Genomic DNA, 19,339 nt, shown 5'->3' on the forward strand with positions numbered 1-19,339 from the left:
CGTGCAGCACGTTAGCCCCGCGCGGACATGACATTACGGACAAGACGGTCAGCGGCTTGGATCTTAGGACGGGCTTAAGGAAGCGATCGGGACGAGTTAATGGTGGAAGCCGCGGCAGGCCCTACCGCACGCTGGGGGCGCGCTTGCGGCGGCGTACGGAACCCCCGTGCCCACGGCCCCCGGCGACCGGCCGGCGGCCGTCCAGCTGGATCCAGATGCGGACCTCCGTGCCGCCGAGCACGGACCGCCCGATGCGGACGTCGCCCCCGGTGGACTCCGCCAACTGCCGCACGATGTCCAGGCCGAGGCCCGTCGACCCATCGGCCCCCGACCCGGCGCCCCGCGCCAGCGCGGCCTCGGGGTCGGCGATCCCGGCACCGGCGTCCGAGACGAGGACGATCACCGCGTCCTCGCCGCTGTGCACGTCCACCGCGAACGCCGCGCCCTCCCGCGTGTGCCGGAAGACGTTGCCCAGCAACGCGTCCAAGGAAGCGACCAGTTCGGGGCGTGCCACCGGGATCCACACCGGCCGCTCCACCCCCGCGACCCGTACCTCGCGCCCCTCGTCCTCCGCGAGCGCCGACCAGAAGGCCATGCGCTCCTGGATCACCTCGGAGGCGTCGCAGCCCGCGCCGGGCCCGACCGCGGCGGTCTGCGGCTTGGCGTCGCGGGCGGTGCGGATGATCGTGTCGACCTCGCGCTCCAGCTTCTCCACCGCGATCCGCGTCTGCTCGGCCGCGGGCCCCTCGCCCAGCGAGGCCGCGTTGAGCCGGAGCACCGTCAGCGGCGTGCGCAGGCGGTGCGACAGGTCGGCCGCCAGCTCCCGCTCGTTCGCCAGGAGTTGGACCACCTGGTCGGCCATCGAGTTGAACGCCACGGCGGCCAGGCGCAGTTCGGTGGGACCCTCCTCCGGGACCCGCGCGCCCAGCTTCCCCTCCCCGAGGGACCGCGCCGCGCCCACGAGCCGCTTGGCGGGCTGCACCATGCGCACGCCGAGCCGGTCCGCCACCGCGACGGAGCCGATGATCAGCGCCACGCCGACGCCCGCGAGCACCAGCCAGGCCGTGGTCACGCCGTTGCTGACCGCGCCCTCCGGCACGAAGATCTCGACCACCGCGATCCGGGTGGAGCTCAGCGCCATCGGCTGGAGCAGCGCGAAGCCGCCCTCGACCGTCGCCGTCCGCGCCCGGCCCTCCTTGCGGGTGGTCTCCACCGCGTGCGCGTCCGCCCGGCTGTCGCCGATCTCCAGGGCCGGTGCGTCGCCGACGGGCGGCACATGGACCGCCATGCGCCCCTCGCCGCCCGCCTCGGACGTGGCGACGGCCCGCGTCAGCTGATCGCGGTCGGTGGTGATGGAGAGCGTGGGACCCATGCCGGCCGCGTGCCGCTCCGCGTTCGAGAAGGCCCGGTCCCGCGCCATCTCCTGGATGACAAGACCGAGCGGCACCGCGAAGGCGACCACGACCATCGTCGTGACGGCCAGGCACACCTTGACCAGGGCCCACCTCACAGCGGTGGCTCCAGCTTGACGCCGACACCCCGCAGCGTGTGCAGATAGCGCGGCCTCGCGGCGGTCTCGCCCAGCTTCCTGCGCAGCCAGGAGAGATGGACGTCGATGGTCTGGTCGTCGCCGTAACTCTGCTGCCACACCTCGGCGAGCAGCTCCTTGCGCGGTACGACGACTCCGGGCCGCCCGGCGAGGAAGGCCAGCAGGTCGAACTCGCGCCGGGTCAGGTCCAGGCGCGCCCCGTCCAGCTCGGCCTGGCGGCGCAGCGGGTCGATGGCGAGCCCGCCGACGCGTATCTCCCGGCTCGGCGGTGCCTCGCCCGCCGGGACGCGCGAGCGGCGCAGGACGGCGGCCATCCGGGCCGAGAGGTGCTCGACGGAGAACGGCTTGGTCAGGTAGTCGTCGGCGCCGTCGTTCAGGAGCCTGACGATCTCGGTCTCGTCGTCCCGCGCGGTGGCGATGATCACGGGTACGTCGGTGATCCCGCGCAGCATCTTCAGCGCCTCGGAGCCGTCCAGATCGGGCAGTCCGAGGTCCAGGATCACCACGTCGAAACGGAAATGGGCCACCTCGCGCAGCGCCTCAAGGGCCGTGCCGACGCTGCGCACGGTGTGCGATGCCTCGGTCAGATGCCGGATGAGAGCGGAGCGTACGAACTGGTCATCCTCGACGACGAGCACACTTGCCATGGGCGGCACCGTACGCCATATGAGTGAGCCCGGTCCTCCTGAGACGCCGACGGCCCGGGTGGTGCAGTATGGCTCGCGATGCGCAGAGGACTCATACACGCAATGGCTTGGTCGCTCGCCACGGGCGCGGCGGTCACGCTCTCCTGGTGGGGTGTCCACACGGTCATGGCCGGCACCGCCTACGACCCGCCGCGGGCCGTGCCGCTGGCCGCCGACGGGGGGCGGGCCGAGCCGCTCTCCTCCTCCACGCACCGCCCGGACCCGACTCCGACCCCCTCGCCCGCGCGGTCGAAGAAGCCCTCGAAATCCGCAGAACCCCCCGAGAACAAGCCGTCGAAGACGACGACCCGCAAGCCGAGCACGCCGTCCACGCCCGCCCCCGCGCCGGGCAACGTGAAGAGCTACTCCTCCGAGGGCGGCCGGGTCGTCTTCGACCTCGGCAAGGATTCCGCGACGCTCGTGTCGGCCACTCCGGCGGCCGGCTGGTCGGTGCAGGTGTGGAAGCAGGACACCTGGATCCGGGTGGAATTCACGGCGGGCGCCGAGAAGGTCTCGGTGTTCTGCACGTGGCACGACCACGCCCCGGCCGTAGAGATCAACGAGTACTGACCGGTTGGTTCGGCGGAACGACCAGACTTGAGAAAGTTCCGGCGGACCGGCCCTGGGCGGACCGCGAACCCCCGTGCCGGGTCCCGTCGACGCGGCCCCTCAGCGGAACACCGAGGGAGGCGGCGCGGGTGACGCCACCGCGCTCGCGTCCGTGACCGCCGCCGCTCCCCCGCTGAAGTCGACGAGCGCCCTGCCGTGCTCGACCCGCGCCGGGTGCGAGTCCCCCGCGCTGCGCCGGGTCAGCTCGGCGATCGGCAGCGGCACGCCGGAGCCGACGAGCACCGCGTTGCCGAAGCGCTTGCCCCGCAGCACGGCGGGGTCGGCGATGAGCGCGAGCTCCGGGAAGAGGCCCGCCGCGGTGGCGAGTTGGCCGCGCAGATGCGCGAGGGGCGGCCCGTCGGCGAGGTTCGCGGCGTAGCAGCCGGTGGGTTTCAGGGCCCTGCGGACCTCGGTGAGGAACTCGGTGCTGGTGAGGTGGGCGGGGGTGCGGGCGCCGCTGAAGACGTCGGCGATGACGAGGTCCGCCCAGCCGTCCGGGATCTTCGCGAGCCCTTCGCGGGCGTCGGTGCCGCGCACCCGTATCCGCGCCTGCGGGTCCAACGGCAGCTCACGGCGTACGAGTTGGATGAGCGTCGTGTCGCGTTCGACGACCTGCTGGGTGGAGCGGGGCCGGGTCGCGGCGACGTACCGGGCGAGGGTGAAGGCGCCGCCGCCCAGGTGCAGGGCCTGGATGGGCTTGCCCGGCGGCGCGACCAGGTCGGCGACGTGGCCGAGCCTGCGCTGGTACTCGAAGTCGAGGTACGCCGGGTCGTCCAGGTCGACGTGCGACTGCGGGGCGCCGTCCACGAGCAGCGTCCACGCGCGCGGCCTGTCCCGGTCGGGCATCAGCTCCGCGAGTCCCCCGTCGACTTCTTCGACGACGGCCACCGCCTCGTCCCGGGATCGCCTGTTCCTTGCCATCGGACCATTATCGGCGTCCGCGCGGCGCGCGGCCCGATGACCTTGGAGCGGCGCCCCGCGGAGGGCTCAGCGGCAGTTGTCGGCGGCCTCGATCGTGCGGGCCGCGCGGCCGAGCGCCTCGCGCAGGACGGCGGGGTCGGTGACCGGGTCCGCCTCGTCCGGGGGCAGGAGCCAGCCGGTGCCCGCGACCGGGGGCGGCGGGGGCACGGGCTCCGGATCGGCGGCCAGCCGCAGGCCGCGGCCGAAGGTCTGCGTACACGCGCTGCCCGGCAGGTCCCAGCCGTCGGCGGTGCCGGGCGGGACCAGGAAGCCGAGGGTGTCGCAGCTCCCGTCGTGCAGGACGGGGCCGACGGCGTCACCCGCCGCGCGGCGCAGGATGTCGACGGCTTCGAGTCCCTGGCGGGCCGGGACGGTGACGAGGTCGCAGAAGTCGGCGGGTCCCGTGAACCCGGTGGGGCCCGGGAACCCCGAGGGCCCCGAAGGCCCCGAGGGCTCAGTGAATCCCGGGGGCCGGACGCCCTGCGACGGTGGTGCGCTGCGGTCCTGGGACGGCAGGTGCCGTGCCGTGGTCAGCGACGCCCGCGCTTCGTCGTTCTCCACGTCGATCTCCAACAAGGGGACCCCTCCTCGCAAGGGCGGGAGCCGCGTCGCTCCCTCTCCACATGGTTCAACGCGGGACGGCGTCAACAGCCACGGCGTAATGCCGCTGCAAAGGATGGCACTTCATGGCAGATCGTGGGTGAGATATCCGGTTTGTAGCCAAACTCTGTGTGCCGGGCCCATCACAACGGGTACGTTCGTGCTCCGCCGGAACAGGGGCAGCACCGCCGTATCCGAAGGATCCGGCGCAATCCGGCACGATCCGTACGAGAGGGTCAGGCCATGGCGTCGTCACCGATGGCATCGTCAACTCCGTCCCCACGACCGAATCTCCGCTTCAGGCAGCTGCGCGGACAGCGCTCGCCGGGCGAGTTCGCCGCCCTGATCCGCAGGTCGGCCCGCGACATCGGGGAGCGCGTCTGCTGCGACGCCCGGTACATCGGGCGCGTAGAGGCCGGCGAGATCCGATGTCCCAACTACGCCTACGAGCGGGTCTTCCTGCACATGTTTCCCGGCCGCACGCTGACGGACCTGGGGTTCGCGCCCCGCTCCACGGTGCGCGGCCGGGGGGCGCGCGCCGCGTCCGGGGCGCCCGCACCACACACCACGATCCAGCTGTATGAGTCTCCCCCGTCCGGGCCCCCGCGCCCCGAACCGCACGAGTGCGACCCGTACGAGATCCAGAGTCACGAGGAGATCGACGTGCGGCGACGCGCATTCATGAGCGGTACGGCCACGGTGGCCGCCGCCTCTCTCGGCACCATCGGGCTCGCCGGCCCGAGTCCCGCCGAGGCCACCGCCCAGCACGGCGGCCGGGCGGGCGAGGCCGAGGCGGCCGCGGTCGAGGAGGCCGTGCGCAGGATCCGGCTGCTCGACGACCGGCACGGCGCCGACGGCCTCTACCGCCGCGCGGCCGCCCCGCTGCGGACCGCCTACGCCCTGCTCGACGCGGGCACCGCCCGGCAGCCGATGGCGGACCGGCTCTACACGGGCGCCGGGGAACTCTCCATTTCCGTCGGCTGGTTGGCGCACGACTCGGGCCGCTTCGACGACGCCCGCTCGCACTACGCCGAGGCGCTCGCGACCGCCCGTATGGCCGGGGACCCCGCCCTGGAGGCGCACGCCTTCTGCAACACGGCCTTCCTGGCGCGCGACGCCGGGCGCCCCCGGGAGGCGGTGCGGGCGGCCCAGGCGGCGACCCGCGCGGCTCGGCACCTCTCCTCGCCGCGGCTGCTCTCGCTCCTCGCGCTGCGCGAGGCCGGGGGCTGGGCGGGGCTCGGCGACCGCGCGGGCTGCGAACGGTCGCTGACCCGCGCGCACGCCCTCTTCGACCGGGGGCCATCGGACGGCGACCCGGAGTGGATGAGTTTCTACGGGTCCGCCGAGCTGGAGGTCCTTGAGGCGCAGTGCTGGTCGGCGCTCGGCGACTGGGGGCGGGCCGCCCGGCACGCGCGGCGCGCGGCGGGCATCGCCTCGGCGCAGACCCCGCAGTTCACCCGCAACATCGCCCTCTACACCGCGCAGCTCGCCGACGACCTGGCCCGGGCGGGCCACCCGGACGAGGCGGCGACGGCGGGGATGCGCGTGCTGGGGCTCCTGGACGAGGTGCAGTCCTCGCGCATCCAGTCGATGCTCGCCACGACGGCCCGGGTGCTGCTCCCGCACCGGCGGGCCTCGGGGGTGTGCGGCTTCCTGGAGCGGCACGCTTCCCTGCCGCGGGTCGTCTAGCCGGGCCTGCGCCCTCGCGCGGCTAGGCCAGGTGCCCGGTGTCGTTCCAGGATTCGACGGCCGGTTCGCCGTAGGCCCAGCCCAGGGTGGAGATCGACGTCGGGTTGAGGCGGATGCGGGCGGCGAAGTCGATGCCGAGGCCCAGCCAGCGCGCGCCGATGGAGCGCAGGATGTGCCCGTGCGCGAAGACCAGGACGTCGCGGTCCGCGCCGCGGGCCCAGGCCACCACCTCGTCCGCGCGGGCGGTGACCTGCTCCAGGGTCTCGCCCCCAGGGACGCCGTCGCGCCAGATGAACCAGCCGGGGCGGATGTCCTGGATCTCGGCCGGGGTCATCCCCTCGTAGGAGCCGTAGTCCCACTCCATGAGCGCGTCCCAGGTGGTGGCACGGTCCCCGAAGCCGGCGATCTCGCAGGTCTCCCGCGCGCGGGAGAGGGGGCTGGTGCGCACCTCGACGTCCGGGAGGCCGTCGAAGGGGGCGCGGTGCAGGCGCTCGCCCAGGAGTTTCGCGCCCTCGCGGCCCTCTTCCAGGAGCGGGACGTCCGTCCTGCCGGTGTGCTTCCCGGACAGGGACCACTCCGTCTGTCCGTGGCGGGCCAGCAGGATGCGCGGTGCCATGTCGAGCCTTTCCGAGCCGACGGCCATCGGCCGAGACCATCAGCTGTCATCGAGCGAGTTCTGTGCACGGACGCCCGTCCGCTCCCTCCATCATCACCCAGACACCAGGTGGTGATCGATCGTCCCTGCCAGGAGCAACCCGCTCATGGATCTCTGCGTCTTGAACGAGCGGGGACCGCCTCAGCGTGTCCGCGCCCACGCCGTAAGGTGAGGCCGCGTTGAACACCACATGACCGAAAACGGATGGGGGACCGACCGGATGCCGCAGATCGACGCTCCGGGCAACGGGGGCATACGCGGGCTCCGGCTTCGCTGGTGGACGGAGCTGCCGCTGCTCGTGCTGGTGTACGCCGCGTACTCGGCGGGACGCCTGCTGGCCCGCGGCGACGTGTCCGGCGCCGTCGAGAACGGCCTCGACATCCTGCACGTGGAAAAGCTTCTGAGCCTCAACGCCGAGCACCCGCTGAACCGCCTGTTCACCGAGCACTCCTGGATCGGCGTCCCGGCGGACTTCTGGTACGCGTCGCTGCACTATCTGGTGACGCCCCTGGTCCTCGTCTGGCTCTTCCGCAGCCGCGCGGTCCACTACCGCGCCGCGCGCGCGTGGCTGATGACCTCCACCATGATCGGCCTGGTCGGCTTCACGCTGCTGCCCACCTGCCCGCCCCGGCTCCTGAGCGAGGGGTACGGCTTCGTGGACACCATGGCGCAGTACAGCGACTTCGGCTGGTGGGGCGGCGAGGCGAGCGCGCCCCGCGGGCTCGGCGGCATGACCAACCAGTACGCGGCGATGCCGAGCCTGCACGTGGGCTGGGCGCTGTGGTGCGGGGTCGTGCTCTGGCGCCACGGCCGCTCGCCCCTGGTCAAGACCGCGGCGGTGGCCTATCCCCTGATCACCACGATCGTCGTCATGGGCACCGCGAACCACTACTTCCTCGATGCCGTCGCGGGTGCCGCGGTGATGGGCCTTGGCCTGCTCCTCGCCCGTCCGGTGCTGCGGCTCGCGGACCGGGTCAAGGCCAAGGTCGGACTGCCCTTCGACGCCGCACGGCCTGCGGCGGGGGCCGTGGCCGGGTCGCGCCCCGCGTCCCGCACGGGATCCGTGGCGGCCTCATCCGCCCCAGAGTCCTCGATTGTCAGTCCCGGGTGCCAGACTTCGGCGGGTGAGCGAATTCCCCGGCCGCGCAAGCGGCCTGCCGAGCCAGGCGCCGAGCCCCGTGCCCGACCCGCCGAAGCGGGCGCCGAAGCAGGGGACAGCACTCCGACAGCGGCTCGCTGAGCTGCGCGGACCGGACGTCCCCGCTCAGCCGATGGACGCCCGGGCCCTCGCGGCCCTCGCCGCGAACCCGGGCTGCCGACGGCGCGCGCTCCTCGACGGCGCGGGCGTGGACAAGGCGTCCCTCGCGCAGTCCCTCGGCTCGCCCGCGCCCTTCGGCCAGTCGCAGTTCGCCTTCATGCGGGGCAACGCCTTCGAGGCGAAGGTCAAGGCGGACGGCGGCGCGGAGCTGCTGCGGCTCGCGCACGGCCGGATCGGGGGCGGCCCCGAGCCGGTGCCGGGCAAGTCGTCCGTCCCGGACCTCGCCGCGGTGGGCCCCGAAGGCCGCGCGGCCCGCACCTCGCTCGCGCTGCGCGAGGCGACGCACACGGCGGGCTGGACCCTTCTCGACCACCCCATGCTGGCCCTCGACGTCGCGGGGACGCCGGCCTTCCTGGAGCCGGACGCGGTGGTGGTCCACCCCGACGGCACCTGGACGGTCGTCGAGATCAAGTCCTTCCCGATGATCGACGGTTCGGCGGACGCGGCGAAGGTCGGCGCGGCGGCCCGCCAGGCCGCGGTGTACGTGCTGGCGCTCGAAGAGGTCGCCGCGCGCATGGACCCCGCGCCCCGCGTCCGGCACCACGTGCTCCTGGTCTGCCCCAAGGACTTCTCGAACCTCCCCACGGCGTCGGCGATCGACGTGCGCAAGCAACTCTCGGTGACGAGACGCCAGTTGGGGCGGCTCACCCGTATCGAGGACATCGCGGCGGCGCTCCCGGAGGGCACCACCTTCGACGTGAACCGCCCGGCGGCCGATCTGACGGCCGCGGTCGAGGCGGTCCCGGCGACGTACGCCCCCGAGTGCCTGGCCGCCTGCGAGCTGGCCTTCCACTGCCGGGGACGCTCCCGCGAGGAGGGCGCGGTGACCGCTCTGGGCCGGTCGGTGCGGGGCGAGCTGGGCGGCCTCACTACGATCGGGGACATCCTGTCCGCGGCCACCGGCGCCTCGGGCGACCCGGCGGACCCGGCGGTGGCGACGCTGCGGAGAGCGGCGGCGCTGCGGGCAGAGGCGCTGTCCGGGGCGGGTGCGGGGTCGGGGGCGGGTGCGCTGTCCGAAGCGGGTGCGCTGTCCGGGGTCGGTGGCTCCGGTGGCTCGGGTGGCTCCCTTGGCTCCGGTGGCGGGGATACCGCGGGGGGTGCGCCGTGCTGAGCTGCTTCGTGCGGCCGGGCTCACCGGGGGGCCTCTCGGCGGCCCTTCTCGCCTCGCCCGGTTCTCCCGCCTCTCCAGACCGTCCAGCTCCTCCCGTCCTTCCCGCCCGCTCGTTCCCGCTGGGGAGGGCCGCCTGATGTCGCTCATCGACAACCTCGCCCGTCTGGAAGCGGTCGCCACCGGACGCGCCCAGCCGCGGGCGACCGTGCGGCACCGGCATCTGTCCCAGCGCCCGCTGGTCCTGGTCCCGCTCATCACCGCCGGTGAGGCGGGCGCGCCGCTCGGCGCCCTGGTCGGCACGGAGCGCACCTCGCCCCGCATCCTCGTCGTGCCCCAGCCCCGCGACCGCGACCTCCGGTTCACCTTCCTGGCCCAGCTCGCGGACACCGTCCTGGAGTACGTCGACTCGTTCACGGACGACGTCGAAGCGGCGGAGCGCAACGAAACCGACCCGGAGACCGGCAAGCGCACCAAGGTGGAGGTCGAACTCTGCTCCGACGCGCCGCAGTTGATCGTCCCGAGCCGCGCCGGCATCGACTTCGTACGGCTCATCGGCCGCTCCACGCGCTTTCGCCGCACCGCCGAGCAGGACCCGGAGACCCCGTATCCCGCCCCGCCCCGCGTCCCCCTCCTGGGCCGCTGGCTGACCCACTTCGGGGAGCGCGCCCGGGTCCCGGGCTCCGCCCTCCTCGTCGCCATGACCGAGCTGCTCTCCCGGCACTGGGCCACCGGCCAGTCCAGCCTGGAGGACCAGCACCTCGGCGCCCTGCTCGCCTGGATCGAGGCCCCGGAAGGCACCTCCGGCGCCGACGCCGCGCTCCGCGCCGAGCTGGCCCGGGACAAGGACGGCCAGCTGCTCTGCCCGCCCGCGGGCCCCGCCACCGACCCGGCGTTCGACAACCGCCTCCTCGCCCCGGCCATCGAGCGCCACGACCGCGCGCGCGGCGCCCTTGCCACCGCCGAGGACGGCGTCCAGGCGGACGCCCGCCTCGCCGAACTGGCCGCGGCCGAGCGGGAGATCCGCGCCCTGATCGAGAGCAGGACCCGACCCACCTGGGACGCGGTGTGGCGCGGTCTCGACGCGCTGTGCACGCTCCCCGAGGCCCCGCACGCCGCCGACCGCTGGACCCGCGACCGCTGGTCGTTCACCGGCCACCGGGACCGCGTGACGGCCGGGGAGCCTCCGCAGCCCCGTATCGACGACGCGGTGACGGCGGCGAACAAGCTCGCCACGCGCGAGCGCGAGCAGTCCAGGCTCGACGCCCAGGAAGCCCTGGACGACCCCCTGGTGATGGCGGGCCGCCGGCTCGCGGGCGAGGCCTTCGCCGGCGAGGTGACCGAGGTGGTCATGGCGTACAGCGAGAGCAAGAGCCCACGCCCCCGCCCCCTGGTCACCGTCCGCACGGAGGACCACCCGCACCTCGCCGCACGCACGAAGGTGTACCGCTCGCTCCAGGGCAAGCCGCAGACCGCCGAGTTCGTCGCGTACGAGGGCGAGGGCGGAGGTGAGGGCGTCGGAGCGGGCGAAGGTGCGGGCGAGGGCACCTTCGTCGTCCTGCGCGTCACCGACAAGATGGGCCGCGGCAAGGAGCCCGAGCCCGGCTCCGTGCCGGAGAAGGGCGACCGGATCTGCTGGACGCTCTTCGAGCACGAGCAGCGCGGCGGCCCCAAGCTCCCCGACCCCGAGGCGACCCCCTGGACCCACGGCGGCCCGCCGGGCGAGGCCGCCGAGCGCCCTGACCCCGTGACGCCGGAGGACACCCTGTGAGTCCGACCGCCCCCTTCGACCGCGCCTCCTTCGACCCCGGCGCCGCGGCCACGCGCGCCACGGACGCGATCCTGCACGACACGCTGCACGGCGCGCACCGCGGCGTCGTCGTGGACTCGCCGCCGGGCGCGGGCAAGTCGACCCTCGTCGTGCGCGCGGCCCGCGAACTGGCCGCGGCGGGACGCCCGCTGATGGTGATCGCGCAGACGAACGCACAGGTCGACGACCTGGTCCTGCGCCTCGCCGAGAAGGACCCCGAGCTGCCGGTCGGCCGTCTGCACAGCAGCGACCCGGACGCGTACGACAAGGCGCTGGACGACCTGCCCGCGGTCCGTACGTCCACGAAGGCCGCCGACCTCGCCGGGCTCGACGTCGTCGTGTCGACGGCCGCGAAGTGGGCGCACGTCGAGGCGTCCAAGCTCGACGCGCCCTGGCAGCACGCGATCGTGGACGAGGCGTACCAAATGCGCTCGGACGCGCTGCTCGCGGTGGCCGGGCTCTTCGAGCGGGCCCTGTTCGTGGGCGACCCCGGCCAGCTCGACCCGTTCTCCATCGTGGGCGCCGAGCAGTGGGCCGGTCTCGCGTACGACCCGTCGGTGAGCGCCGTGACGACCCTGCTCGCCCACAACCCCGAGCTGCCCCAGCACCGCCTTCCGGTGTCCTGGCGGCTTCCCGCGTCGGCGGCTCCGCTGGTCTCCGCGGCCTTCTATCCGTACACACCCTTCCGCAGCGGCACGGACCACGGCGAGCGGCGGCTCGACTTCGGTGTGCCCTCGGACGGTTCGGGCCCGGACCGGGTGATCGACGAGGCGGCCGAGTCGGGCTGGGGCCTGCTGGAGCTGCCCGCGCGGAACACTCCGCGCACGGACCCCGAGGCCGTCCGCGCGGTGGCGCTGGTCGTCCGGCGGCTCCTGGACCGCGGGGGCGCGGCCACGTCGGAGCGCGGCCCGGACCCCACCCCTCTGACGGCCGACCGGATCGCCGTCGGGACCGCCCACCGCGACCAGGCGGCGGCGGTCCGCGCGGCCCTCGCCGAGCTGGGCGTCGCGGACGTCACGGTGGACACCGCCAACCGGCTCCAGGGGCGCGAGTTCGACGTGACGGTGGTCCTGCACCCGCTGTCCGGCCGCCCGGACGCCACCGCGTTCCATCTGGAGACGGGCCGCCTGTGCGTCCTGGCCTCCCGCCACCGGCACGCCTGCATCGTGATCTGCCGCGCGGGCGTCGGCGAGCTTCTGGACGACCACCCGTCGACGGAGCCGGTCCAGCTGGGCGTCACGGTGAAGTTCCCGGACGGCTGGGAGGCCAATCACGCGGTGCTCGCCCGCCTCGCGGAACATCGCGTGCCCTGGCGTCCCTAGGCCCGGGGCCCTCTTGCGCGGCAAGGGAGAATGGAAGACGGCCTGATGGCCGGAAACCGTACGAGGAGGATGAACCATGGCGGAGCCCGAGCGGCCCCGGACCGAGCAGCGTCTGCGACCCGCCCCCCTGCTCTTCGAGCCCGCGGAGGCCGTCGCCGACCCGGAGCACTTCTTCGACCTGGAGTCGATGGAGGACCCCCGGGAGCTGCTGGCCCGGGCCACCGAGCTGACCCTCGCCTTCCGTGCGGCCACGGACCGCTCGGTCGAGTTCCAGGCGATCGCGGCGGCCCAGCTCGCCGATCCCCGGCGCTTCGACCGCCTGACGCCCGCGGCGATCGCCGAGCGGGCGCAGTGGACCGAGGACTACGCGAAGAAGATGGTGGAGTTCGGCCGGGATCTGCTGCGCGGAACCGGCGCGAGCGGCGGCCCGGACGTCTGAGGGGCCGGATGCCCGGGAGCCGGGATGCCCGGGAGCCGGGATGCCCGGGAGCCGGGATGCCCGGGAGCTCGGCGAGAGCCCTGGCGGCCCTGGCGAGAGCCCTGGCCCCCTGGCGGCCCTGATGAGAGCCCCGGCCGGAACCCCCGGCGAAGGCCGCCGAGCGGGGGCATCGAGCTGCTCCGGAGTCTCGCGAGAAGATCACGGGGCATATGCCACGAGGGCAAGGTACTCCTCCCCACCCGACCTTGTCCCGATTTCCTGCAACTCTCCGAAATGGAACCCTCACTACCGGTAGATGTAGTCGCCATGAGCACCACGCGTCTCCACCCGGACCCCCGCCCGTCGGACGACAGCTCCGGCGTCACCACTGAGGGCGCCGCCTGGCTCGCCTCTGCGGAAACGTATCCGCGCAGTACGCTCGCGCACTGGCGCAGCCGCCCCACCGCTCCCGCCGTCCTCCCCTGCGGCTCCGTCTTCGACGTGGTGAGCGTCCCCGCGGTCTTCGGCCGGCGGATGCTCGACCGCTTATGGGAGGAAGGCCCCGGCTCGGGCCCCGTCGCCGCGCACCGCGGCCGGATGCTGCTCTTCGCCGCCCCCGGGACCGCCCAGCGGCTGCCCTCGCTCCTGGAGTGGGAGGAGTGGGGACGGGCCGTGCCCGGCATCCTCTGCCACGGCACGGGGGACGCCGTGACGGTCCCGCCGATGACCGCGCAGACCCGCGGGAACGCGCCGTCCGGCCGCCTCGAAGGGCACCTCGAATCGCGCTGGCTCGTGGCCCCCGACGCCCGGCACCCCTGGCTCCCCGGACCCGAGGTCGTGCTCTGGGCCTGTGTCCGCGCGGCCCGCGCGGCGGCGGGCTCCGCGGTCCGTATATCGATTTTTCCTGGCGGCGATCAGGATGCTAAGGTCTACGACGTCAGCAGGCGCCGCTAGCTCAGTTGGTTAGAGCAGCTGACTCTTAATCAGCGGGTCCGGGGTTCGAGTCCCTGGCGGCGCACAGACAGAAAGAAGCCCCTCGCGCAAGCGGGGGGCTTCTTTCATGCCCGGCATCCACAAGCATCCACAGGCCTCCCCAGGCGTACGCGGGCATCCACAGGCAACGAACGGACACCGATAAGGCGCCGTAGCGCCCCGGCGCCTCTCAGCCCACCGACACCTTCACCGTCCACGCCCCGGACGCCGTACGCCCCTCGACCTCGACGCGCACGCCCTCGTCCGGCACCGTGAAGCTCTCCCCCTCCCCCACCGGCGCGTCCGCGAGCGGCGGGTACACCGAGTCGCCCCAGCACGCCTCCGAGTCCGGATGGGCGTCGAGGACCTCGACGGGCCCGCCGCCGGAGGGCGCCTCGTTGCGTACCCGGTAGACGAGCACCCCCTCCTTGCACGTCGCGCGGTCGTTGCCCACCGCGCCGCGCGCCTCGACGGCGATCGCGCTGCCGCGCCCGGTGCGGACGACGGCGAGCTTGGTGCCGCCGACGCCGCCACGCACGGGCCGCGCCGACAGCGGCTCCAGGGTCAGCCGCCGCCCCTCGCCCCCCACGCAGGCCACCTGCCGCCGGTCCAGCCAGCCGAGCTTCCACTTGTGCCAGCCGAAGAGGTCCGGGGAGAGCCCGAACTGGCTGCCCATGAGGTCCCAGTCGCCGACGTGCGTGTCCCAGTCGCCCTCGCCGTCCGTCGGCCGGTGGTAGAGGTCGGGCAGGTCGAAGACGTGGCCGGTCTCGTGGGCGAGGACGTTGCGGTCCGGCGGATGCCGCTCGAAGACCGTGACGATGCGCTTGATGTCCGTGCCGTCGGCCCGCATCGGCCGGTCGAAGTTCACCACCTTCGTCGCGTCCGAGTCGACGCCGGGCGCCTCCGGGTCGGCGACGAAGTAGACGACGTCGTATCGCGAGAAGTCGACCTCGGGATCGGCGGCAGCCACCGCGTCCCGCAGATAGGCGCTGCGCCGCGAGGCGTTCCAGTCGCGCTGTATGGCGTACGAGGTGGAGTAGTCCGGCATCTCGACCCACTCGCGCCGCGGATGCGGGCGCAGGGTGAACTTGCCGTAGGAGGCGCGGTCGAAGAACTGGCTGGTGGCGGGGAAGTGGTCGGCCGCGAGTTCCTCGGGGGTGATCCGGGGCGGGGAGTCGGGGAAGGAGAGGAAGACCATGACCGCGTCGAGGGTCCGGTCGGGGCGCGGATAGGCGCCGTTCCAGGTGTCGAGGCCCTCGGAGTGATGCGCCGGCGTGCGCTGGAGCGCGCAGGGGACCCCCGGGGCCTGCGCGATCGCCGGGCCCGCGACCAGGCCCGTGGCCGCGAGGGCGGTCAGGGACGTGAGGGCGGCGGCCGTGCTGCGCAACCGCGTTCTCTCCCCTCCACGGGTGAGTCCCCAGGGGGGTAGCTGACGCGGCACGTCGACCTCCGGGTGCGGGTTGCGGGGCATCCCACCCACCCTGTGCCGCTTTTTTCATATATGCGTTGTTTGTCTGACCCAGCCGGGTGATGAGCCACTCCCGGAGTGCTCACGGAACGTCACAAGTTGTCGGCGGGCAGATTGAGGCGTAAAGCAACCAGTACACGGGCGAGCAGAAACGATCTGCCGCCGGGGAGGTGCCACATCCGTACCGGGCATGCGCCTGTCCTATGCCCCGCACGGCCGCCACGCGGCACCGCTCCGTGGCTGGATGCGCCCTCGGGCCAGCCCCTATGATCGGCACACTTTCCTGCGCGGGCCCGGCCTCGCCGAACAACTGCACTGCGGGAGCAAGTGGTGAACGGAACGTCTGAAGGCCAAGCGCCCACAGCGGTCACAGCACCCGACCTCGCCAGGGCGCCCATCACGGAGCATCACCGTCCGGGGCAGCGGCCCGACCACCGGGCCGCTTTCGCCGCCGCCCCGCTCGCCCTCGGCGTCGTGGACGCCGACGGCCTCGTCGTCGATGCCAACGACGCGCTCTGCGAGCTGCTCGGCGCGACCCCGGACGACCTGACGGGGCGCCTCGCCGCCGATCTGGTGGACCTCGCGTCGGACGCGCGCACCTGGCACGCCTACCGCGAGGTGCTCCGCGGCCGCCAGGCCAAGCTGCGCTGCACCCGGCGCCTGAAACACCCCGACGGGCACTCCCTGTGGATCCAGGTCACCGTCTCGCCGATGCCCGGCGGCCGTACGGTGCTGCTCGCCGCCACCGACATCAGCGCGCGCCGCGAGCTCCAGGCCCGGCTGCGGCATCTCCAGATGCACGACCCCGTCACCCGGCTGCCCAACCGCAGCCTGTTCTTCGAACGCCTGGCCGCCGCGCTCGAAGCGGGGGCGTACGACGACACGGGCACCGGCCGGATCGGCCTGTGCTATCTGGACCTCGACGGGTTCAAGGCGGTCAACGACACGCTCGGCCACCGGGTCGGCGACCGGCTGCTCGCGGCCGTCGCGGAGCGGCTCACGCGCTGCGCCGACGAAGCCGGGCACGGCAGGACGTCCGTACCGCTGGTCGCGCGGCTGGGCGGCGACGAGTTCGCGCTCCTGGTGGAGGACTCGACGGGCACGGACCAGCTGGCCGACCTCGCCGGGATGGCGCTCAAGGCGTTGCAGGAACCCTTCGACCTGGCGGGCCAGCGGCTCTCGGTGTCGGCGTCGATCGGTGTCGTGGAGCGGCGTGCCGCGGGGACCACGACGACGTGTCTGATGCAGGCGGCCGACACGACGCTCTACTGGGCGAAGTCGGACGGCAAGGCGCGCTGGACGCTCTTCGACCCGGAGCGCAACGCCCACCGCATGACCCGGCAGACGCTGTCGAGTTCCCTGCGTCCGGCCGTCGAGCGCGGTGAGTTCCTGCTGGACTACCAGCCGTTGGTGCGCCTGGAGGACGGCGGTCTGCGCGGGGTCGAGGCGCTGGTGCGCTGGCAGCACCCGCGCTTCGGCCTCCTGACGCCGAATCGGTTCATCGGATTGGCCGAAGAGGACGGCTCGATCGTGCAGTTGGGCCGCTGGGTGCTGCGCACGGCGTGCCGGCAGGCCCGGCAGTGGCAGCTCGACCACCCGGAGCGGCCTCCGCTCTTCGTGAGCGTCAACGTCGCGGTGCGGCAGGTGTGGGACTCGGACCTGGTGGCCGACGTGGCGCAGATCCTCGCCGAGACCGGACTCGCCCCCGAGCTGCTCCAGCTGGAGCTGACCGAGTCGGCGGTGATGGGCTCGGCGGGACGTCCGCTCCAGGCGCTCCAGGCGCTCAGCGACATGGGGGTGCGGATCGCCATCGACGACTTCGGCACGGGGTACTCGAACCTCGCGTACCTCAGCCGGCTGCCGGTCTCCGTCCTCAAGCTGGACGGGTCCTTCGTGCGCGGCTTCCAGTACGACGCGGAAGCCGGCGAGGCGCACATCAACCCCGCGGACGAGGTCATCGTCGAGGCCCTGGTGCAGCTCGCGCACCGGCTCGGCCTGACCGTCACCGCGGAGTGCGTGGAGACCAAGGAGCAGGCCGCGCGGCTGCGGCGGATCGGCTGCGACACCGGGCAGGGGTGGCTGTACTCCCGCCCGGTGACGCCGGATCGTATCTCCGCGCTGCTCGCGACCGCGGGTCAGGCGGCGGGCAGCCCGTAGGCGTCGGCGATCAGCTCGTAGGAGCGCAGCCGCACGTCGCCGCCGTGGGCGTTGGCCGTGAGCATCATCTCGTCGGCGCCGGTGCGCTTGGCGAGGTCGTCCAGGCCGGTGCGGACCTGGTCGGCGGTGCCGTGGATGACGTTGGAGTTCCAGCTGTCGACGAAGTCCCGCTCCATCTCGCTGAAGGGGTACGCCTCGGCCTCCTCGGGGGTCGGGACGAGACCCGGCTTCCCGGTGCGCAGCCGGACCATGTTCAGCGCGGCGGCCAGGACCTGCCGCCGGGCCTCCTTCTCGTCGTCGGTCGCCAGGGCCGACACGCCGATGAGGGCGTACGGGGCGTCGAGGACGGCGGACGGCTTGAACGACTCCCGGTAGAGGTCGAGCGCCGGGAGGGTGTTCTGCGCGGAGAAGTGGTGCGCGAAGGCGAAGGGCAGGCCGAGGACTCCCGCGAGGCGTGCGCTGAACCCGGAGGAACCGAGCAGCCACAGGGGCGGGCGGTGCGGGGACTGGACGCCGCCGGGCGAGGTGGCCTGGACCGGGCCGGGGACGGCGTGGATACGGCTGTACCGGTGGCCGTCGGGGAAGTCGTCGTCCAGGAAGCGGGTGAGCTCGGCGAGCTGCTGGGGGAAGTCGTCGGCGCCTTCGTTGAGGCGGTCCGTCCGGCGCAGGGCGGCGGCGGTCGCGCCGTCCGTGCCCGGCGCGCGGCCCAGGCCCAGGTCGATCCGGCCCGGGGCCATGGCCTCCAGGGTGCCGAACTGCTCCGCGATGACGAGCGGAGCGTGGTTGGGCAGCATGACGCCGCCCGAGCCCAGGCGGATCCGCTCGGTGTGGGCGGCGAGGTGGGCCAGGATGACCGCCGGGGACGAGGAGGCCACGCCCGGCATGGAGTGGTGCTCGGCCACCCAGTAGCGGTGGTAGCCGCGGGCCTCCGCCAGCTTGGCGATGTCCACGCTCTTGCGCAGGGCGTCGGTGGCGGTCCGCCCCGCGCCCACGGTCACCAGGTCAAGCACGGAGAGCGGGACGGGTGCGCTGCCGTGCCGCTCGCCGCGGATGTCGTCGCTCGGTTCCACTGTCACGGGGGTCCTGCCTCCTGCTGCGCGATGCGTTTCTCTGCTTCGCGGTGCAACAGGAGGCACACTCCGCTTTATTCCCGTGGGGTTCCCCTGGGCGGGTTCTCTGGGGTTCCTGGGGTGCCCTGGGGTTCCTGGGGTGCCCCGCGGTCTTGTCCGTGCCGAACAGGCCTTCCCGCCCAGCCGCCCGATTGCCCGGCGGCGCGTCCCTACGCCCTCACCTGTACCACCGGCTCCTTGGTGAAGAGTGTGCCCAAGGTCGGGGCGTGTACCCTGCGGGCGGCCAGGCGCAGGGCTTCCCAGACCGTCACCTGGTTCGCCGTCAGGACCGGCTTGCCCAGCTCCCGCTCCAGGTCCTGGACGTATGCCGCCGTGTGCAGTGCCGTGTCCGGGAGCAGGATCGCCTCCGCCTCCGGGTGGTCGCCCGCCCGGGCCATGGCCAGCACCTCCTCCCAGCCCCACGTACCGACCTCGGCGGCCGTGATGATGCCGTTCCCCTGCGTGGACACGACCTCCGCGCCCGCCGCCTTCAGGAACGCGGCGAAGAGTCCGGCGACGTCCTCCGGATAGGTCGCCGCGACGGCGACCCTGCTCGCCCCCACCTCACGCACCGCGTGGGCGAACGCGAAGGACGTGCTGGAGGCCGGCAGCCCCGCCGTGCGGGCCAGCGTGCGGACCTGGTCGTGCGCGCCCTCCCAGCCGAAGACGAAGCTCGCGCTGGTGCAGGCCCACACCACCGCCTCCGCACCGGACAGACGCAGCTCCTCGACCCCCGCGGCGAGCCGCTGCGTCGACCCCATCTCCAGGAGCGCGTCGACCCGGTGCGCGTCCTCGCCGATGTCGGTGTGGACGACCTGCAACCGGACGTCACTCCCCAGCATCTGCTCCATGCGGGGGTAGTCGTCCTCAGCCGAGTGACCCGGATAGAGGAAACCAAGTGCGGTCACT

The 19,339-nt window shown here is 73.5% G+C and carries 17 protein-coding genes and 1 tRNA gene; 10 read left to right on the forward strand and 8 right to left on the reverse strand.

All coding sequences use genetic code 11. From position 1 onward, the window contains the following. Positions 1 to 121: 121 nt before the first annotated feature. A complete protein-coding gene (locus QBL25_RS16730; protein ID WP_409057839.1) occupies positions 122 to 1,510 on the reverse strand; it encodes a sensor histidine kinase in 1,389 nt (462 codons plus the stop codon). Next, entirely contained in the window at positions 1,507 to 2,196 is a 690-nt protein-coding gene (locus QBL25_RS16735) for a response regulator transcription factor (RefSeq protein WP_363211347.1), read from the reverse strand. Before QBL25_RS16735 ends, QBL25_RS16730 begins: the two co-directional genes overlap by 4 nt. A gap of 78 nt (positions 2,197 to 2,274) precedes the next feature. Between QBL25_RS16735 and QBL25_RS16740 the strand changes: the two genes are divergently transcribed. Further along, the gene (locus QBL25_RS16740; protein WP_409057840.1) at positions 2,275 to 2,805 is read left to right on the forward strand and encodes a hypothetical protein; all 531 of its coding nucleotides are present in this window, start codon (positions 2,275 to 2,277) and stop codon (positions 2,803 to 2,805) included. A gap of 99 nt (positions 2,806 to 2,904) precedes the next feature. On the opposite strand, the gene QBL25_RS16745 is transcribed toward QBL25_RS16740, so the two are convergent. Next, on the reverse strand, positions 2,905 to 3,765 hold the full coding sequence (locus tag QBL25_RS16745) for a spermidine synthase (protein WP_409057841.1): 861 nt from the start codon (positions 3,763 to 3,765) through the stop codon (positions 2,905 to 2,907). 66 nt (positions 3,766 to 3,831) lie between these two features. After that, on the reverse strand, positions 3,832 to 4,377 hold the full coding sequence (locus tag QBL25_RS16750; protein WP_409062676.1) for a hypothetical protein: 546 nt from the start codon (positions 4,375 to 4,377) through the stop codon (positions 3,832 to 3,834). Between the two features lie 270 nt (positions 4,378 to 4,647). Here QBL25_RS16750 and QBL25_RS16755 point away from each other — a divergent pair, with 270 nt between their 5' ends. Next, entirely contained in the window at positions 4,648 to 6,093 is a 1,446-nt protein-coding gene (locus QBL25_RS16755) for a tetratricopeptide repeat protein (protein ID WP_409057842.1), read from the forward strand. A gap of 22 nt (positions 6,094 to 6,115) precedes the next feature. Here the strand turns inward: QBL25_RS16755 and QBL25_RS16760 are convergent, their stop codons facing one another. Then, entirely contained in the window at positions 6,116 to 6,709 is a 594-nt protein-coding gene (locus QBL25_RS16760) for a histidine phosphatase family protein (RefSeq protein ID WP_409057843.1), read from the reverse strand. Between the two features lie 259 nt (positions 6,710 to 6,968). Between QBL25_RS16760 and QBL25_RS16765 the strand changes: the two genes are divergently transcribed. From QBL25_RS16765 to QBL25_RS16795, 7 genes are all read left to right on the forward strand, one after another. After that, on the forward strand, positions 6,969 to 7,988 hold the full coding sequence (locus QBL25_RS16765) for a phosphatase PAP2 family protein (RefSeq protein ID WP_409062677.1): 1,020 nt from the start codon (positions 6,969 to 6,971) through the stop codon (positions 7,986 to 7,988). Next, positions 7,873 to 9,177: a hypothetical protein gene (locus QBL25_RS16770; protein ID WP_409057844.1), complete on the forward strand. Its 1,305-nt coding sequence runs from the start codon at positions 7,873 to 7,875 to the stop codon at positions 9,175 to 9,177. The genes QBL25_RS16765 and QBL25_RS16770 overlap by 116 nt, the downstream gene beginning before the upstream one ends. A 136-nt stretch (positions 9,178 to 9,313) precedes the next feature. Continuing rightward, the gene (locus QBL25_RS16775) at positions 9,314 to 10,945 is read left to right on the forward strand and encodes a hypothetical protein (protein ID WP_409057845.1); all 1,632 of its coding nucleotides are present in this window, start codon (positions 9,314 to 9,316) and stop codon (positions 10,943 to 10,945) included. After that, positions 10,942 to 12,306 carry an AAA domain-containing protein gene (locus QBL25_RS16780; protein WP_409057846.1) on the forward strand — a complete coding sequence of 455 codons (1,365 nt, stop codon included), beginning with the start codon at positions 10,942 to 10,944 and terminating at the stop codon, positions 12,304 to 12,306. Before QBL25_RS16775 ends, QBL25_RS16780 begins: the two co-directional genes overlap by 4 nt. A 76-nt stretch (positions 12,307 to 12,382) precedes the next feature. After that, positions 12,383 to 12,745 (forward strand): hypothetical protein, encoded by a 363-nt coding sequence (locus QBL25_RS16785; RefSeq protein ID WP_409057847.1) that lies wholly within the window; start codon positions 12,383 to 12,385, stop codon positions 12,743 to 12,745. A 306-nt stretch (positions 12,746 to 13,051) separates the two neighbouring features. Continuing rightward, a complete protein-coding gene (locus QBL25_RS16790; protein ID WP_409057848.1) occupies positions 13,052 to 13,678 on the forward strand; it encodes a bifunctional DNA primase/polymerase in 627 nt (208 codons plus the stop codon). Further along, positions 13,669 to 13,742: transfer RNA gene (locus QBL25_RS16795), tRNA-Lys, on the forward strand. The genes QBL25_RS16790 and QBL25_RS16795 overlap by 10 nt, the downstream gene beginning before the upstream one ends. 144 nt (positions 13,743 to 13,886) lie before the next feature. On the opposite strand, the gene QBL25_RS16800 is transcribed toward QBL25_RS16795, so the two are convergent. Next, entirely contained in the window at positions 13,887 to 15,167 is a 1,281-nt protein-coding gene (locus QBL25_RS16800) for a M6 family metalloprotease domain-containing protein (RefSeq protein WP_409057849.1), read from the reverse strand. Between the two features lie 327 nt (positions 15,168 to 15,494). Here QBL25_RS16800 and QBL25_RS16805 point away from each other — a divergent pair, with 327 nt between their 5' ends. Next, positions 15,495 to 17,321, forward strand: coding sequence for a putative bifunctional diguanylate cyclase/phosphodiesterase (locus QBL25_RS16805; protein WP_409057850.1), 1,827 nt, complete (start codon positions 15,495 to 15,497; stop codon positions 17,319 to 17,321). Here the strand turns inward: QBL25_RS16805 and QBL25_RS16810 are convergent. Together QBL25_RS16810 and QBL25_RS16815 are read right to left on the reverse strand one after the other, a co-directional pair. Continuing rightward, positions 17,300 to 18,397, reverse strand: coding sequence for an LLM class flavin-dependent oxidoreductase (locus QBL25_RS16810; RefSeq protein WP_409057851.1), 1,098 nt, complete (start codon positions 18,395 to 18,397; stop codon positions 17,300 to 17,302). The genes QBL25_RS16805 and QBL25_RS16810 overlap by 22 nt on opposite strands. Positions 18,398 to 18,600: 203 nt before the next feature. After that, positions 18,601 to 19,338 carry a decarboxylase gene (locus QBL25_RS16815; protein WP_409057852.1) on the reverse strand — a complete coding sequence of 246 codons (738 nt, stop codon included), beginning with the start codon at positions 19,336 to 19,338 and terminating at the stop codon, positions 18,601 to 18,603. Position 19,339: the final 1 nt, after the last annotated feature.

Source organism: Streptomyces sp. SYP-A7185 (assembly GCF_046103685.1).
Taxonomy (GTDB): domain Bacteria; phylum Actinomycetota; class Actinomycetes; order Streptomycetales; family Streptomycetaceae; genus Streptomyces.